We start from the raw sequence: 13,805 nt of genomic DNA, 5'->3' as shown, positions 1-13,805 counted from the left end.
GGTAAACCCGGATATATCGGGGATTGTTACGGCGCCACAATTGCAAGATCAACGCGGGGAAGGGAAGTGGTCAGGCGCGAGACGACGCCGCCACCACCGCGGCGGCGATGCGCGCTACGTCGGTGTCGTCCGTGACGTACGGGGGCATCGTGTAGACGAGGTCGCGGAACGGGCGGAGCCACACGCCGTGCTCCACCGCCGCCCTCGTCGCCGCCGCCATGTCGACCTCGTGGTCCAACTGGACCACGCCGATGGCGCCCAGCACGCGCACGTCCACGACGCCCGGCACGCCCCACGCCGGGGCCAGGCCCTGCGTCAAGCCCGCCGAGATCCGCTTCACCGTCGCCGCCCAGTCTCCGGAGAGCAGCAGCGCTGTCGATGCGTCGGCCACGGCCGACGCGAGCGGGTTGGCCATGAAGGTGGGGCCGTGCGCCAGCACCGGGGTCTCGCCGCGGCTGATGCCCTCGGCGACCCGCGGCACGCACAGCGTCGCGCCCATCGAAAGATAGCCACCCGTCAGTGCCTTCCCGACGCACATCACGTCGGGTGTCACGGCGGCGTGGTCGGCCGCGAACAGCGTGCCCGTGCGGCCGAAGCCGGTCGCGATCTCGTCGAACACCAGCAGCACGTCATGGGCGTCGGCCAGCGAGCGCAGCGCGCGGAGGTACTCGGGGCTGTGGAACCGCATGCCGCCCGCGCCCTGCACGACCGGTTCGACGATGATCGCCGCCAACGAGTCGGCGTGCGAGCCCAGCAGCGCGTCCAACGAGGCGACGTACGCCGGGTCGAACTCCACCGGCGGCATCGGGGCGAAGACCTGCGCGGGCAGGATGCCCCGCCAGAGGCTGTGCATCCCGCCGTCGGGGTCGGTCACCGACATGGGGTGGAACGTGTCGCCGTGGTAGCCGCCGCGCCACGTGAACAGCCGGTGCTTCTCCGGCCGGCCGAGCGACCGCCAGTACTGCAGGCACATCTTGACGGCTACCTCGACCGCCACCGACCCGGAGTCGGAGAAGAAGACGTGCCGCAGCGGGTCGGGTGTGATGTCGACGAGGGTCTGCGCGAGCCGCACGGCCGGCTCGTGCGTGAGCCCGCCGAACATCACGTGGCTCATGCGCTCCAACTGGTCCCGCACGGCGGTGTCGAGGACCGGGTGGCGGTACCCGTGGATCGCCGCCCACCACGAGGACATGCCGTCGATGAGCTCCTCGTGGCCCGCCACCGGCTCGGCCAGCCGCAACCGCACGCCCTGCGCGGACTCGACCACGAGCGGCCGCTGGGTGGCCGGCATCGGCGCATACGGGTGCCAGACGAGCTCACGGTCGAGCGCGATCAACTCCTCGGGGTGCATTCCCCGACCCTATGGCACCCGGATGCGCACACCTGCAAGCGGCTGATCGCCTCAGCTCTGCGGCTGGACGATGTTCACCATCCACGGGATGCCGAACTGGTCGACGCAGGCGCCGAACTCGTCGCCCCACATCTGCTTTTCCAGCGGCACGTTCACCTTGCCGCCGGCGGAGAGCTTCTCCCAGTATCCGTGCAGCTCACCGGCGTCGTCGCCGCTGAGGCTGATGGTGATGTTGTCGCCCGGGTCGAGTCGTGAAGCCACAGCAAACTCCCTTGGTCGTGTGACGGACCCGATAGCCGCAGCCTAGTGCGCAAACGTCCGCCGGGGTGGTAGTCCGGGGCAGTGGCACACCTGCGAACCGCGACCGCCGACGACATTCCCGCCGTGCTCGCCTTCTGGAAGACCGCCGCCGAGGACACCAACCGGGTCGGCGACGACACGGCCGCCGTGACGGCGCTGATCGATCGCGACCCGGAGGCCCTGCTGCTGGCGATCGACGGCGGCGAGATCGTCGGCTCGCTCATCGCGGGCTTCGACGGCTGGCGCTGCCATCTCTACCGGTTCGCGGTGCGGCCCGACCGGCGCCGGCAGGGCATCGGCACGCTGCTGCTCGACGCCGCCGAGGAGCGGTTCCGGCGCTTCGGCGGGCACCGTGCCGACGCGATGGTCCTCGACGACAACACGCTCGCCCATCACGCCTGGTCCGCCGCGGGCTACACGGTCCAGCCGGAGTGGCGACGCTGGGTCAAAGGCCTGTAATCGTCGATTGGCTGTCGACGTCCGGCCCGCGGGCGGGCAGCGTCGGTGTCATGGTCACGATCGGTGCGGTTGTCGGTGTTGTGCTCGTCGCGCTCGGGATGGTGCTCACGCCCGGGCCCAACATGATGTACCTCGTCTCACGCAGCATCACGCAGGGCCGCCGCGCGGGGTTGATCTCCCTCGGCGGTGTGGCCGTCGGCTTCCTCGTCTACCTGACACTGGCCACGCTCGGTCTCTCCGTGGTGTTCGCGACCGTCCCCGGCCTGTACCTCGCGGTCAAGCTGGCCGGTGCCGCATACCTCGCCTGGCTGGCCTGGCAGGCGGTGCGACCGGGCGGCACGTCGGTGTTCGCGCCCGTGGACCTGCCGCCCGACTCCACGCGCAAGCTTTTCACGATGGGCCTGATGACGAACCTGCTCAACCCGAAGGCGGCGATCATGTACGCGTCGCTGATCCCGCAGTTCGTCGACGTGCGCGCCGGGCATCTCGTGGTGCAGGGATTCGTCCTCGGCGGCGTGCAGATCGCCGTGAGCATGCTCGTCAACACCGGCATCGTGCTCGCCGCCGGGACGATCGCCGTCTTCCTCGCCAAGCGCCCGACCTGGCTGCGGATCCAGCGATATGTCACCGGTTCGCTCCTCGGCCTCATCGCCGTGAAGCTGGCGACGGACAAGGCGCGCCCCGTCGTCGTGTAGACAAGGGGGTGTGACCCTCGTCGAGGACGAACTGCGCACGCTGGCCCCGCAGGTGCTGGGGACGCTCATCCGGCGGTATGGGCAGTTCGACGCTTGCGAGGACGCCGTTCAGGAGGCGTTGCTCGCCGCCGCCGTGCAGTGGCCCGAGGAGGGCGTCCCGGCGAATCCGCGCGGCTGGCTGATCACCGTCGCCGTGCGGCGGCTCACCGACCAGTGGCGCAGCGAGGACGCCAGGCGCCGCCGCGAGGTGGCCGTCGCCGTGATGGCGCCGACCGAGGAGGAGGTGCCCGACCGCGACGACACGCTGACGCTGCTCTTCCTGTGCTGCCACCCCGCCCTGTCGCCGGCCTCCCAGTTGGCGCTGACGCTGCGCGCCGTCGGCGGCCTCACCACGGCCGAGATCGCGAGTGCGTTCCTCGTGCCCGAGGCCACGATGGCGCAGCGGATCAGCCGCGCCAAGCAGAAGATCAAGGCGGCCGGCGCGCAGTTCGTGCTGCCGCCCGACGCGGAGCGCCCGGCCCGTCTCCAGGTGGTGCTCCAGGTGCTGTACCTCATCTTCAACGAGGGCTACACGACGAGCTCCGGCGCCGCCCTCCACCGCGGCGACCTCACCGCGGAGGCGATCCGGCTGACCCGCGAGGTCCACCGGCTGCTCCCCGACGACGGGGAGGTCGCCGGCCTGCTCGCGCTCATGCTGCTCACCGAGGCCCGCCGCCCGGCGCGGGCGCTGCCCGACGGCACGCTGGTGCCCCTCGCCGAGCAGGACCGGAGCCGGTGGATCCGCCCGATGCTCGACGAGGGCGTCGAGCTGATCACAAAGACGCTGCCGCAGGGGCCACCCGGCCCGTACCAGCTCCAGGCGGCGATCGCGGCGGTCCACGACGAGGCGCCGCAGGCGGAGAAGACCGACTGGCCGCAGATCCTCGCGCTGTATCGGCTCCTCGCCCAGGTCGCGCCGAACCCGATCGTCACGCTCAACCAGGCCGTCGCCACCGCGATGGTGAATGGTCCCGAGGCCGGGCTGCAACTGCTCGCGTCGCTGGACGGCGACACCCGGATGGCGAAACACCATCGCCTCGCCGCGGTGCGCGCCCACCTGCTGGAGATGGCCGGACGCCGCGACGAGGCGAGGGAGTGGTACGGCTTGGCGGCCCGCCGGACCACAAGCCTCCCGGAGCAGCGCTACCTCCAGGCGCGCGCCGCCTCCTTGCTGCGTTGACCCCTCCCTCCCGCCCGGGAGCCTGCCCTCCCGCCCGAGAGTCTGCCGCGATCTTGGAGTTGTGGTCCCTAACTTGTCCGAAATTTCAGCATAAAGTCAGGACCACAACTCCAAGATCGCGGGTCGGGGAGGGAGGGAGGGAGGGGTGGGGTGGGCGGCGGGTCAGCGGACGGTGCCGGCGGAGCCGGAGCCGCGGCGGACGGGTTCCGCGCATGCCAGGAGCTTGCCGTGGTCGAGGAACTCGATCGCGGTCGCGGCGCCGATCTCGGCCATCGGGGTGTACGTGTGGCCGAGCGTGGCCAGCGCCACCCCCTCCGCCGAGCTGCTGAACGCGGGCTCGGCCGTGACCGACGCCGTGTTGCGCTGCGTCGCCCGCGGCGCGGCCAGCGCCTCCGGCAGGCTCATGCCGAGGTCGAGCCGGTTGACCAGGATCTGCAGGACGGTCGTGATGATCGTCGACCCGCCCGGCGAGCCGAGCGCCAGGAACGGCTTGCCGTGCTGCAGGACGACCGTCGGCGCCATCGAGCTGCGCGGCCGCTTGCCGGGGCCGGGCAGGTTCGGGTCGTGGGCGGTGCCCTGGGTCGGCGTGAAGTTGAAGTCGGTGAGCTCGTTGTTGAGCAGGAAGCCGCGGCCGGGCACCACGATGCCGTTGCCGCCGATCTGCTCGATGGTCAGCGTGTACTCGACCACGTTGCCCCACTTGTCGGCGACGGTCAGGTTGGTCGTCGACTTGCCGAAGTCCGTCGCGGCGCCGCCGGAGGTCGTGGCGCAGCCGTCGTAGCGACCGTCAGGTACACCCGGAAGCACCGGCTTGGCGAGCGCCTTCGCAGGGTCGATCTGGCAGGCCCGCTCGGCCGCGAAGCCGTCGGTCAGCAGCGCGTCGAGGAGCGGCCGCGGGGTGTAGTCGCCGACGTAGCGGTTGCGGTCGGCGAAGGCGAGCGCGCTCGCCTCGAGGTACCGGTGCAGCGCCTGGGTCTTGTCGAGCTTGCTCAGGTCGGACCGCTCGAGAATGTTGAGCGCCTCGCCGACCGTGGAGCCGCCGGAAGACGGGGTCGCCATGCCGTAGACGTCGTAGCCGCGGTACTTCACGTGCGTCGGCGCCGGGCGGCGCACCTCGTAGGCGCGCAGGTCGGCGAGGGTCATGCCGCCGGGGCGGATCTCGTACTGCCAGTCCAGCGCCGGGCCGGCCGCCAGCGGTGGGCGCTGCACGGTGGTGACGATGTCACGGCCCACCTCGCCGCCGTAGAAGGCGCCGATGCCCCGGCGGGCGATCAGGTCGTAGGTCGCCGCCAGGTCGGGGTTGCGCAGCGTGCTGCCGACCGCGGGGACCTTGCCGCCCGGCAGGAACAGGGCCGAGGTCGAGCTGAACTGCGTGAACGCGGCCTCGTTGTCCTTCACCTGCTGGGCGAAGGTCTGGTCGACCGTGAAGCCGCGCCGGGCGACGTCGCCCGCCGGGCGCAGGTTCTTCGCCAGGGACCGCTTGCCCCAGCGCCGCAGTGCGGCGTCCCAGGTGGCGAGCGTGCCGGGCACGCCGGCGGAGAGGCCGCTGACACGGGCCTCCTGGAACGCATACGGCTGGCCGGTCTCCGGGTTGACGAACGCGGTCTCCGTCATCGAACGCGGCGCCGTCTCGCGCCCGTCGATGGTGGAGACTCGACCGGTCTTGGCGTCGTAGTAGACGAAGAAGCCGCCACCGCCGATCCCGGCGGAGAACGGCTCGGTCACACCCAACGTCGCCGCCACGGCGATCGCCGCGTCGACGGCGTTGCCGCCCTCGCGGAGGACCTGCAGCCCCACCGCGGTCGCGGTCGGATCGACCGAGGTCACGGCCCCGCCGTATCCGGTGGCGGTCGGCCCGCTCGGTGTCGGCGGTCTGGCCGCCTCGGCCGTCGTGGCCGGGACGAGCAGGAACGGGACCAGGACGAACGGTACGAGCCTTCGCACGGTGCCTCCAGAGGATCGACGGTGATCGTTCATCCTGCCTACCGCTCCGCGCCCTCCGGCACAACCCGGAACGTGCGACGGTAGGCACTCGGCGCGACACCGATCGTGGTCTGCAGGTGCTGGCGCAGCGACGACGCCGTCCCGAGTCCGGACCTTCTGGCGATCACCTCCACCGGCAGATCGGTGCCCTCCAGGAGCCTCCGGGCGTGATCCACCCGCTGTTGCAGCAGCCAGCGCGCCGGGCTCACTCCGGTCTCCTCGCGGAAACGTCGAGTGAATGTGCGCACACTCATCGTGGCGTGCGTCGCCAGGTCCTGGAGTGTCAACGGCTCGCTCAGCCGCTCCAGGGCCCACGCGCGGGTCGGCGCGGTCGTGGTGTCGGTGAGCCGGGGGAGCGGTCGCTCGATGTACTGCGCCTGCCCTCCCTCCCGCCACGGCGGAACCACACTGCGGCGGGCCGCCCGGTTGGCGATCTCGCTGCCGAAGTCGGTGCGGACGACGTGGAGGCAGAGGTCGATGCCGGCGCCGACGCCGGCGCTCGTGAGCACCGGGCCGTCGTCGATGAACAGCACCTCGGGGTCGAGTTTGATGTGCGGGAACAACTCCCGGAAGCGGTCCGCCCACCACCAGTGTGTGGTCGCCGGCCGGTTGTCGAGCAGGCCGGCGGCGGCCAGCACGAACGCGCCGGTGCAGATGGACATCACCCGGGCGCCGCGGTCCAGCGCGCGCTCCAGTGCCAGTTTGACCTGCGGATCCACGGTGCCCCGCTCGACCGGATCGCCCGAGGAGATGCCGGCCACGACCACCGTGTCCGCCTGCTCGATGATCTCCAGTCCATGGTCGGGGAGCACCTGGTAGCCGGATGCGGTCCGGACCGCCTTCCCTTCCGGGCTGCAGATGAGGGTTCGGTACATGCGGTGTCCGTGCTCGTCACGCGCGGTGCCGAAGATCTGGGTCGGAGTGCCCAGGTCGAACGGGACCACGCCGTCCAGCGCGATGACGGTCACGAGGTGCTTCTCGGCCATGGCCCAATTCTTGCGCACTATGGCTGTCGGGCCACTCGTCTTTCTTGTCGCGACGCTTGACCATCGGATCGTGAAACGACTCCACCCCGCCTGGCTGGTCGCTGTCGCCGCCTTCGTCGCGCTCGTCGGCGCGGCGGGCTTCCGCGCGACTCCCGGCGTGATGATCCACCCGTTGCACGAGGAGTTCGGCTGGTCGCTCGGCACGATCTCGGTCGCCGTCTCGATCAACCTGCTGCTCTTCGGCCTGACCGCCCCGTTCGCCGCCGCGCTCATGGAGCGGTTCGGCATCCGCCGGGTCGTGGCGTACGCGCTGCTGCTCGTGTCCGCCGGCAGCGGACTGACGGTGTTCATGCGGCACAGCTGGGAGCTCATCGCGCTGTGGGGCGTGCTGGTCGGCCTCGGCACCGGGTCGATGGCGCTGGCGTTCGTGGCCACGATCACCGGACGGTGGTTCGTGAAGCGGCGCGGCCTGGTCACCGGCGTGCTGACCGCCGGCGGAGCGGCCGGCCAGCTGGTGTTCCTGCCGGTGCTGGCGCTGCTCGTCGAAGACCGCGGCTGGCGGACGGCGGCGCTGACGGTGGCCGGCGCGGCGCTGCTGGTGGTGCCGCTGGTGCTGTGGCGCCTGCGGGACCACCCGTCCGACCTGGGCGTGACGGCATACGGCGCAACGGGCGACGAGCCGCCGCCCCCGCCACCGACGACGGGCGCGGCCTCCCGGGCGCTGGGCGCCCTGCGCACGGCGTCGAAGACCCCGGCGTTCTGGCTGCTGGCCGGCGGTTTCGCCATCTGCGGCGCCACGACGAACGGCCTGATCGGCACCCACTTCATCCCGGCGGCCCACGACCACGGCATGGCCGAACCCACGGCGGCCGGACTGCTGGCCCTGATCGGTCTGTTCGACATCGCCGGCACGATCCTGTCGGGCTGGCTGACGGACCGGATGGACAGCAGGATCCTGCTGGGCTGGTACTACGCCCTTCGCGGTGCCTCCCTGCTGGTCCTGCCGATGCTGTTCGCCGCGACAGTGAAGCCGAGCATGGTGGTGTTCATCCTGTTCTACGGCCTGGACTGGGTGGCGACGGTTCCCCCGACGGTGTCGTTGTGCAGGGAGTACTTCGGGATGTCAGGCCCGGTCGTGTTCGGCTGGGTGTTCGCGTCGCACCAGATCGGCGCCGCGATCGCCGCCACGTCGACGGGTCTGCTCCGCGACAGGCTGGGCAACTACGACCTGGCCTGGTACATCGCGGGCGGCTTGTCGATCTCGGCGGCGGCGTTGTCGTTGCTGCTGTTCCGCACCCGCCGCGCAGCCCCCACCGCCCCTCCGGTCCCGGTCCCCGCGTAGCGTCGCCGATGGTTGACCCTGGTGGAAAACCGTGGCCACGGAAATCCACCGAGGTCAACTCGCCGGCAGGCGGTACTCCAGATCTGGGGAGATCGTCACCGTGTCCATCTGGGCGCGCTGGAGTCTGCCTGAGTAGTCCCAGTTCATCGACTGCCACCGCGTGAACTGGTCGAGCACCCACACGCCGGACTGGCGGCTGCCGTTGCCGGACCGGCCGTTGCCACCGAACGGCAGGTGCGCCTCAGCGCCCGACGTCGAATTGTTGATGCTGACCATGCCGGCCCGCGTGCCGCGCCGGAACGTGAACGCCTTCCGCGGGTCGGTCGTGTAGATCGCCGCCGACAGGCCGTAGCCAGGCGCGTCGGCCAGCTCGACCGCCTCGTCCAGGGTCGAATACCGCGTCACGCCCACGATCGGCCCGAACGTCTCCTGCTGGAACAGCTTGTCATCCGGCCGCACCCCGTGGACGAGCACCGGGTGGTAGAACAGCCCCGTCGCCGGGTCGCCGACGAACCCCGCCCGGGGGTTGCCTGAGCTGATCCGCCCGACGCCGGACGAGCCGGACACACGGTGATGGTCTTCGAGCCATTGCAGATAGGAGTCGTACCGACCGGCGAAGCGCTCGCTCATCAGCGGCCCGTAGAGCACCGACGGATCCGTCGGGTCGCCGATCGCCGCGCCCTGAACCGCCTCCTCCAGCCTGCGCGTGAACTCGTCCAGCACGCTCTCCTGCACGATCAGCGTGCCGAGGGAGGTGCAGCGCTGCCCGGCAGTGCCGAACCCGGCGAACAACGCGCCGTGGACCGCGAGGTCGAGGTCGGCGTCCTCGGTCACGACCATCGGGTTTTTCCCGCCCAGCTCGAGGCAGGCGCTCTGGAGGTGGCGCCCGGCGAGCTCACCCACGCGGGCGCCGACCTCGGACGACCCGGTGAACCCGATCTTGTCGATCAGCCCTTCCCGCAGGCCGGTCTCCAGTCCGGCAAACGTCGTCGGCCCGTCGGCGTGGACCACGTCGAGCACGCCGTCGGGCACACCGGCCCGGCGGATCAGCTCGGCGAACGCGTCGGCGCAGGCGGCGGCATACTCGGCCGGCTTCCAGACGACGGCGTTACCGCAGAGGAGGGCCGGCACCACATACCAACTCGGGACGGCCACCGGGAAATTGCCCGCCGTCACGACGGCTGCCACGCCCACCGGCACGCGGAACGTGAACAGCTGCTTGTCGGGCATCTCGCTGGGCACGGTCTGCCCGTAGAGCCGGCGGCCCTCGCCGAGGAAGAAGTCGCAGGTGTCCACGATCTCCTGCACCTCGCCGCGCGCCTCGGCCAGGGTCTTGCCCACCTCGCGGGTCACCAGCGCCGTCAGGGCCTCGAAGTTGGCCTCGACCAGGCGGCCGAGGTTGGCCACCACCCGCCCGCGAACCGGTGCCGGCACGTCGGCCCACGCCCGTTGCGCGCGACGGGCGGACCGGCAGGCGGCGACGAACGTGTCGACGTCGGCCAGCGCCACCTCCGCGACGACGTCGTCGAGACGGGACGGGTTGATCGATGGCTCGCGGCGGTCCTGGGGTTCGACGGGATTGCCGCCGACGGTGGAGACGATGAGGCGCGTCATGGGTCCATCTTGGACCCAGGACCGACAAATTTCTCAGGGCCGGTCGGCCGGATGGTCGGAGGCCGGTGGCGGACTGAATGCCAGCTCCCCGCCGAACTGGTCGCGCAGCCGCACGTCGTAGTAGTCGGCGGCGTCGGCGACCCAGTCGCAGGCGTTGCTCAGCTCGATCGGGTCGAGCGTCGCCGCCAGCAGCTCGGTGGAGGCGATCACCGACTGGTCGCGCCAGAAGATCCGGAGGAAGTTGAGCCGGCCGTTCAGATCGTTGAGCTCGGCCAGCAGCTCGGACGAGCAGTCGATCTTGCGCAGCAGCGGCGAGAAGATCCGGACCAAGGGCGGGTCATTGGCGAGCAGTCGCAGGTAGAGCACGGCGGTCCCACTGCGGATCGCCGCCGGCGCCGTGCTGAGGTCGGGCGGCACGGGCTGGCCGCCGACATAGTCGGTCACCAGCCGGTGCACCTTCGTGCGTAACGCGTCGTCGATCGACACGTCCCCACCATACCGGCGCCATGCATCCCCGCCGATCCGGCTGAATCTTGCGTGATCCGCGTCAGCCGCTCTTGCCGGGCCGTCCCGGCGGGAGGAACCCGCGCCGACGGGCCTCCTTGACCCATCGGTGGGCGGTGCTGACCGGCACTCCGTGCTGGTCGGCGAGGTCGCATGCCGGCCGGGGCGAGGCCTGGGCGAAGTTGAGGTAGACGTCGGCGACCTCGCGGTAGAACACGTCGGGCCGGCCGCGCAGGCGCACCGCCGTGCTCGATGCCGTCCGCGCCACGGCGAGCGCCGGCTCCACCATCTCCCAGCCGACGTCCTCGGCGACCGGCGCCGTGACAGGTCTGGCCCTGATGTTGAGCACAGGCGCGGTGCCGAGAGGAGTGTCGACCACCGCCAACTGCGCATTGGCCGCGGCCTCGATGCGACCGACAGGGATCGCGCGCAACAGATCGGCGCTGGGCGTGCCGTCGATGAGCAGCCCGGTCAGCACCAGCCGCCCGCCCGCACCCACTCCGATCCGCACCCGGACCGTCCCGGCCAGGGGCGGGTCGTCCTGGCGCCATTCATACCAGTCCTCGGCGACTGGAAAGAGGCGGCCATGCACGCCGCAAGGCTATCCACAATTCCGCAAATCAACAATTGCGCGAACCTAGACGTCTAGATACGCTGATCTGGACCCACCAGCCATAAGGCGTCGGACCGGGGGGCGGTCGCGGGTCGGACACGATCGGGGGGCGGTGGCGCGTTCGTATCGAATTGGGGAGGACGGGGCGATGCGGACGTTGGTCGCCGAGCGGACGCGCGCAAGCGTCGTCCGCTCGGCGACGTCTTCCAGGAGCTGCGGTCGCGAGGTCTCGCCGGGCCTCGCGACCGCTTCTCCACGGCGCCGCCGCTGACGGGTCGAGGCGCACCGCGCTGAGATCTGTGACGCAGGTCCGGCCCGAGTTGGGGCGCAGGCGCACAGCCCGCTGGCGCTTGAGCGGCCGGCTGTTGCCGCCCAGCCGCGGCCTATCCCGGCATGCGCCGTCGACGGTCCAGCCCTCAATGGCCGGCGTTGTCAGCCGGGACTAACGATCATTGACCAATGACGGATCCGGTCGTCGGGCCGTCGAACTCCACCATGCTCGGTGCCCTGCCGGGCCGGTCGCCGGTCGGGTTCGTGATCGGGCCGGCCTCCGCGGATTCCGGCCATTGGCGGCCGTGATCGCGATGCGTTCGCGATCACGCCGAGCACGGCGGCCGAGCCGCTCCTGGCGACACCGGTCCTGGCGACACCGGTGCAGCGGCTGAGCGCGGCTGGGCGTTCCGGCTGCAGTTCGTGATCGCGGAGAGTTGGTGTTGCTGGAGCAGCACGAATCTTCCGTGATCACGGACCTTTTTCGGGGTTCCAGGCCCGCAAAAGTTCCGTGATCTGTGAAGGATTTTGTCAAGCGGTGCCGGGCCGCGCACCCAGCCGTGCCCTCGCATTGCCGGTTCGTGGTGCCGGTTCGTGGTGCCGGTTCGTGGTGCCGGTTCGTGGTGCCGGTTCGTGTCGTCCGTGGCCCCGTCGTCCGTGGCCCCGTCGTCCGTGGGCTCGTCGTCCGTGGGCTCGTCGTCCGGGGCGGTCGTGCTCCGCGCTTGGCTTGTCCCGGGTTGCTTGATCATCGGAAACATCTGGCTGTCCAGGCAGCCCGAAGTTTCCCTTGATCTACGAACCGCAGCCGCACCACCCGGCCAGACTCAACCGCCGCACCCGTGATCGCGAACGGATCGCGATCACGGCCACAAACCGGCCGAAACCCATGACGACAACCCCTATCGATCTGTGGTGGCGGAGGCTCCGCGGGACTCTTGACAGTCCTGGCTTCGCCGCGACCGCAATCATGGGTGCCGCGGCTGGGCGCGGTCGGGCGGTTCGGCCACCGTTTCATGATCGTGGAGCGTTTGTGCACCCCTGGAGCCTGTCGCGCAATTCGGATCCCTCGCGCGTCAACCCCGACAACCGCGCCGATCTTGGAGTTGTGGTCCTTGACAAACCCGGACAAATTCGGAGGTTCATGGCGCCACAACTCCAAGATCGGCGCGCAGTTGGGCCGCCGACGCTGTCCCAGCGAATTGCGCAACAGGCTCCCTGGCTACACAAACGCTCCGCGATCATGAAACTGGCCGCTCGGTCCCGCGCGCTTCGTTCCGGTGCTTGGCCATGATTGCGGCAAGTTCGCGATCACGGGTGCTGAACCCCGACGGTCGGAGTGGTCGAGCTTGGGCGCCGCCCTGGCGGACGCGATCAAGAATGTCGACGTGGGTCGTCATCCGTGGCCGGGCCACTCGCCCGAGCGGCCGTATCCTTCGACGATCAAGACTGACATGAGTGCGGTGTCCATCAACGCTCGCCGGCTTCTTGTGCGTCGATCTTGCCGTTGTGGTGCCCAACAAGCCGGGCATGCAGAGAGTGTCTCGGCACCACAACTGCAAGATCTAGCGGACCAGTGTTGACGGTCCGGCCCTCGCGGCGATTGTGAGCTCAGGTGGGCGACGGCACCGGGGACTGCGACACCGCGGCGGGTGACTCGATCGGGGTGGTTTCGGAGCCCGAGTTGTTGTTGCCGGCCACGAAGAACAGCACGCCGACCAGGATCGTCCCCACGCAGAGGGTCGACACCGCCGCGATCGTGATCAGCACCCAGGCCACCGCGCCGAGTTTCTTGCCGGGCTGGATCACCATCGGGGGCTGCGGCTCAGCGTCCAGCATCGCCTCGGCGGCGACGTCGGCCGGGTCGCCCAGGAGCTCGAGGATCGACCGCACCTCGACCTCGGTCTCGCGCTCCGGGGTCAGCTCGGCCCGCTTGGCGGCGATGTGCTCGCTCAAGTCGGCGAGCAACTCGTCGCGCCGACTGGCGGGCACGCCCGCCAAGGCTTGCTCGACGGCGCGGAGATAGTCGTTGACCAGGCCATCGTAGGTGCTCATGCCGCCCTCGTTCCGACAATTCGGTCGACGGTGTCCCGGAAGGATGTCCACTCGTCGCGGAAGTGGCGCAGGGCCGAGCGGCCGCTGGGGGTCAGCTCGTAATAGCGGCGCGGCGGGCCGGCGGGTGACTCCCGCCAGCTGGTCTCCACCCAGCCGGCCCGGCGGAGCCGGGCGAGCAGCGGATAGAGCGTGCCCTCGCTGGTGGTCAGCGTGCGCTCGGCGCCGAGGCGGCGGACGAGCTCCACGCCATACCGCTCGCCCTCCTCCAGCAACGCCAGCACGCAGAACTCCAGCGTCCCGCGCCGCAGCGCGGTCGACAGCGAGCCCGGTACATCCATGTCAGACATAGTACCTTGCAGCGCAAGGTAGAGTAATCAGGCATGATCGGTAAGACATTTCTGTACGTGCAAAAATAAC

The 13,805-nt window shown here is 70.3% G+C and carries 13 protein-coding genes; 4 read left to right on the top strand and 9 right to left on the bottom strand.

Annotated features, from left to right (window positions below):
- Nucleotides 1–70 precede the first annotated feature (70 nt).
- Together Dfulv_RS46960 and Dfulv_RS46955 are read right to left on the bottom strand one after the other, a co-directional pair.
- Nucleotides 71–1,351, bottom strand: a complete 1,281-nt coding sequence (locus tag Dfulv_RS46960; RefSeq protein ID WP_259860275.1) for an adenosylmethionine--8-amino-7-oxononanoate transaminase — start codon at nucleotides 1,349–1,351, stop codon at nucleotides 71–73.
- A gap of 51 nt (nucleotides 1,352–1,402) precedes the next feature.
- Nucleotides 1,403–1,612, bottom strand: a complete 210-nt coding sequence (locus Dfulv_RS46955) for a VOC family protein (protein ID WP_259860274.1) — start codon at nucleotides 1,610–1,612, stop codon at nucleotides 1,403–1,405.
- Between the two features lie 81 nt (nucleotides 1,613–1,693).
- Here Dfulv_RS46955 and Dfulv_RS46950 point away from each other — a divergent pair, with 81 nt between their 5' ends.
- From Dfulv_RS46950 to Dfulv_RS46940, 3 genes are read left to right on the top strand one after another with little or no spacing between them, the layout of a single operon-like run.
- A complete protein-coding gene (locus tag Dfulv_RS46950; RefSeq protein WP_259860273.1) occupies nucleotides 1,694–2,110 on the top strand; it encodes a GNAT family N-acetyltransferase in 417 nt (138 codons plus the stop codon).
- A 50-nt stretch (nucleotides 2,111–2,160) separates the two neighbouring features.
- Nucleotides 2,161–2,805, top strand: coding sequence for a LysE family translocator (locus Dfulv_RS46945; RefSeq protein ID WP_259860272.1), 645 nt, complete (start codon nucleotides 2,161–2,163; stop codon nucleotides 2,803–2,805).
- A 10-nt stretch (nucleotides 2,806–2,815) separates the two neighbouring features.
- Entirely contained in the window at nucleotides 2,816–4,024 is a 1,209-nt protein-coding gene (locus Dfulv_RS46940) for an RNA polymerase sigma factor (RefSeq protein WP_259860271.1), read from the top strand.
- A gap of 162 nt (nucleotides 4,025–4,186) precedes the next feature.
- Here the strand turns inward: Dfulv_RS46940 and ggt are convergent, their stop codons facing one another.
- Nucleotides 4,187–5,968 carry a gamma-glutamyltransferase gene (ggt, locus tag Dfulv_RS46935; RefSeq protein WP_406567894.1) on the bottom strand — a complete coding sequence of 594 codons (1,782 nt, stop codon included), beginning with the start codon at nucleotides 5,966–5,968 and terminating at the stop codon, nucleotides 4,187–4,189.
- A 38-nt stretch (nucleotides 5,969–6,006) separates the two neighbouring features.
- Nucleotides 6,007–6,993 carry a GlxA family transcriptional regulator gene (locus tag Dfulv_RS46930; protein ID WP_259860270.1) on the bottom strand — a complete coding sequence of 329 codons (987 nt, stop codon included), beginning with the start codon at nucleotides 6,991–6,993 and terminating at the stop codon, nucleotides 6,007–6,009.
- Nucleotides 6,994–7,012: 19 nt separating this feature from the next.
- On the opposite strand from Dfulv_RS46930, the gene Dfulv_RS46925 reads away from it, so the two are divergent.
- A complete protein-coding gene (locus Dfulv_RS46925) occupies nucleotides 7,013–8,335 on the top strand; it encodes an MFS transporter (RefSeq protein ID WP_259860269.1) in 1,323 nt (440 codons plus the stop codon).
- 54 nt (nucleotides 8,336–8,389) lie between these two features.
- Here Dfulv_RS46925 and Dfulv_RS46920 read toward each other — a convergent pair whose 3' ends face one another.
- The 5 genes from Dfulv_RS46920 to Dfulv_RS46900 form a co-directional block, all read right to left on the bottom strand.
- Nucleotides 8,390–9,949, bottom strand: coding sequence for an aldehyde dehydrogenase family protein (locus Dfulv_RS46920; protein WP_259860268.1), 1,560 nt, complete (start codon nucleotides 9,947–9,949; stop codon nucleotides 8,390–8,392).
- A 33-nt stretch (nucleotides 9,950–9,982) separates the two neighbouring features.
- Nucleotides 9,983–10,435, bottom strand: a complete 453-nt coding sequence (locus Dfulv_RS46915) for a YbjN domain-containing protein (RefSeq protein WP_259860267.1) — start codon at nucleotides 10,433–10,435, stop codon at nucleotides 9,983–9,985.
- A gap of 61 nt (nucleotides 10,436–10,496) precedes the next feature.
- A complete protein-coding gene (locus Dfulv_RS46910; protein ID WP_259860266.1) occupies nucleotides 10,497–11,045 on the bottom strand; it encodes a hypothetical protein in 549 nt (182 codons plus the stop codon).
- A 1,899-nt stretch (nucleotides 11,046–12,944) separates the two neighbouring features.
- Nucleotides 12,945–13,388: a DUF1700 domain-containing protein gene (locus Dfulv_RS46905; RefSeq protein WP_259860265.1), complete on the bottom strand. Its 444-nt coding sequence runs from the start codon at nucleotides 13,386–13,388 to the stop codon at nucleotides 12,945–12,947.
- On the bottom strand, nucleotides 13,385–13,726 hold the full coding sequence (locus Dfulv_RS46900; RefSeq protein ID WP_259860264.1) for a PadR family transcriptional regulator: 342 nt from the start codon (nucleotides 13,724–13,726) through the stop codon (nucleotides 13,385–13,387). Before Dfulv_RS46900 ends, Dfulv_RS46905 begins: the two co-directional genes overlap by 4 nt.
- Between the last annotated feature and the right edge of the window lie 79 nt (nucleotides 13,727–13,805).

The organism is Dactylosporangium fulvum, from assembly GCF_025137375.1.
GTDB lineage: Bacteria > Actinomycetota > Actinomycetes > Mycobacteriales > Micromonosporaceae > Dactylosporangium > Dactylosporangium fulvum.
The sequence above is the reverse complement of the archived record's forward strand: the minus strand, read 5'-3'. Positions and strand labels throughout refer to the sequence as shown.

Coding starts and splice junctions, on each gene's coding strand:
- Dfulv_RS46925 (WP_259860269.1), top strand. CDS start 7,013: ATGGCTGTCGGGCCACTCGTCTTTCTTGTCGCGACGCTTGACCATCGG.
- Dfulv_RS46905 (WP_259860265.1), bottom strand. CDS start 13,388: ATGAGCACCTACGATGGCCTGGTCAACGACTATCTCCGCGCCGTCGAG.
- Dfulv_RS46960 (WP_259860275.1), bottom strand. CDS start 1,351: ATGCACCCCGAGGAGTTGATCGCGCTCGACCGTGAGCTCGTCTGGCAC.
- Dfulv_RS46945 (WP_259860272.1), top strand. CDS start 2,161: ATGGTCACGATCGGTGCGGTTGTCGGTGTTGTGCTCGTCGCGCTCGGG.
- Dfulv_RS46920 (WP_259860268.1), bottom strand. CDS start 9,949: ATGACGCGCCTCATCGTCTCCACCGTCGGCGGCAATCCCGTCGAACCC.
- Dfulv_RS46900 (WP_259860264.1), bottom strand. CDS start 13,726: ATGGATGTACCGGGCTCGCTGTCGACCGCGCTGCGGCGCGGGACGCTG.
- Dfulv_RS46930 (WP_259860270.1), bottom strand. CDS start 6,993: ATGGCCGAGAAGCACCTCGTGACCGTCATCGCGCTGGACGGCGTGGTC.